Source organism: Streptomyces sp. NPDC020681, from assembly GCF_044334895.1.
In the GTDB taxonomy this organism is placed as follows: domain Bacteria; phylum Actinomycetota; class Actinomycetes; order Streptomycetales; family Streptomycetaceae; genus Streptomyces.
Genome location: NZ_JBIRTX010000076.1, coordinates 1 through 1,564, shown reverse-complemented (window position 1 = coordinate 1,564; position 1,564 = coordinate 1). Strand labels below are relative to the sequence as shown.

Sequence of the window (1,564 nt, the reverse complement as noted above, 5' to 3'; positions counted from 1 at the left end):
CACTAGGCCGTGTATCGAAAGTGGATCTTGGGCTGTGAATGATCACGATTCATGGGTCGGGGAGATCTCACGGACGAGCAGTGGGCAGTGCTGGAGCCGCTGTTGCCGAAGGGTGCCAGGGCGGGGCGGCCGCCCGTCTGGCCTCGGCGGCAGCTGATCGACGGCATACGGTTCCGTGTCCGGACCGGCGTTCCGTGGCGGGACGTGCCCGCCGAGTACGGCCCGTGGAACCGGGTCTACGACCTGTTCCGCCGATGGCAGCGGAACGGCGCCTGGCACCGGATCCTCACCCGCCTCCAGTCCCTGGCCGACGCGAAGGGCGCGATCGTCTGGGACCTGAACGTCGACTCCACGGTCTGCCGCGCCCACCAGCACGCGGCCGGCGCCCGTAAGCAGGGCGACCTGCAGAAGGAACCACCGGGCGGTATCTTCACCGAGCCCCATGATCATGGGCTGGGACGGTCGCGCGGCGGGTTCACCACCAAGCTCCACCTGGCTGTCGAGCAGGGTCAGAAACCCATGGCCATCGTGGTCACGGCCGGGCAGCGCGGGGACTCGCCGCAGTTCGAACCGGTGTTGGAGAGGGTTCGCGTGCCCCGCGTCGGTCCGGGCCGGCCACGGGTCCGTCCCGATCGCGTGCGGGCGGACAAGGCGTACGCCTCCCGCAGGAACCGTGCCTACCTGCGGCGCCGCGGGATCCGCTGCACCATCCCCGACAAGGCCGACCAGGCCCGCAACCGCCGGAAGCGCGGTTCCCGCGGTGGCCGGCCGCCGCGCTTCGACCCGGTCGACTACCGCGAACGCCACGCGGTCGAGTGCGGGATCAACCGCCTTAAGAGACACCGCGCTGTCGCAACCCGGTACGACAAACTCGCCGTCCGCTACGAGGCGAGCGTGCTGGTCGCGGCCATCAACGAATGGCTGTGATCAGCACGTAGCCACGACTCAAGCCCATACCGCTTTGACCACCGCGTGGCCTGCCGAAGCCGCCTGTCCGTAGAACTCTTGGAGGTTCCTGTGATGTTCGAGGTGCTCCTGCTTGGTCCGGCCGAGGGCGCTGAACCTTGCGTCGACGACGTTCCACAGCTCGTCGAAAGAGACAGTCGTAAGGAAACGCGCGGCCTGTGACACCCCAGACGGCTCCAGAAGCATTAGCGGGGGATCGGAGGGATCGGCGTCAGCGCTGTGGGGTACCGGGCGGCCGCCGTAGATCGGCAAATTCCAGGGCTCGTCGGCGTCTGTATAGAGGGCATCGGCGGCTGCGTAGAGGTCGTTTACAGCGTCCCAGCCCTTGTTGATCGAGTGGGCGATGCCTGCGGCGTACTCGGCGTCGTCGTTTTCCCAAGCCTCAGACATGAACGCGGCGAGCCAGGTGTGGTCATCCCGGATCTCGGACTCAGCCACGGCACGAAAGTGCAGGTAGATGCTCACTACGACGAATCCCTCAGCTCCACGACCCACCTGTCAGGCCGAACGGACAGAACCTACTTGAGGGCACTGACAGCCACGTGCCGTCGAAATCGGCTCGCGGTGTTCAGCAGGACTCTTTCGATACACGGCCTAG

2 protein-coding genes are annotated in these 1,564 nt (G+C 66.7%); one reads left to right on the top strand and one right to left on the bottom strand.

The features are described from left to right. Positions 1 to 51: 51 nt before the first annotated feature. Positions 52 to 927 carry an IS5 family transposase gene (locus tag ACH4YL_RS40760; protein WP_398512592.1) on the top strand — a complete coding sequence of 292 codons (876 nt, stop codon included), beginning with the start codon at positions 52 to 54 and terminating at the stop codon, positions 925 to 927. Between the two features lie 18 nt (positions 928 to 945). Here the strand turns inward: ACH4YL_RS40760 and ACH4YL_RS40755 are convergent, their stop codons facing one another. Beyond that, a complete protein-coding gene (locus ACH4YL_RS40755; RefSeq protein ID WP_398512591.1) occupies positions 946 to 1,431 on the bottom strand; it encodes a DUF1877 family protein in 486 nt (161 codons plus the stop codon). Between the last annotated feature and the right edge of the window lie 133 nt (positions 1,432 to 1,564).

Coding starts and splice junctions, on each gene's coding strand:
- ACH4YL_RS40760 (WP_398512592.1), top strand. CDS start 52: ATGGGTCGGGGAGATCTCACGGACGAGCAGTGGGCAGTGCTGGAGCCG.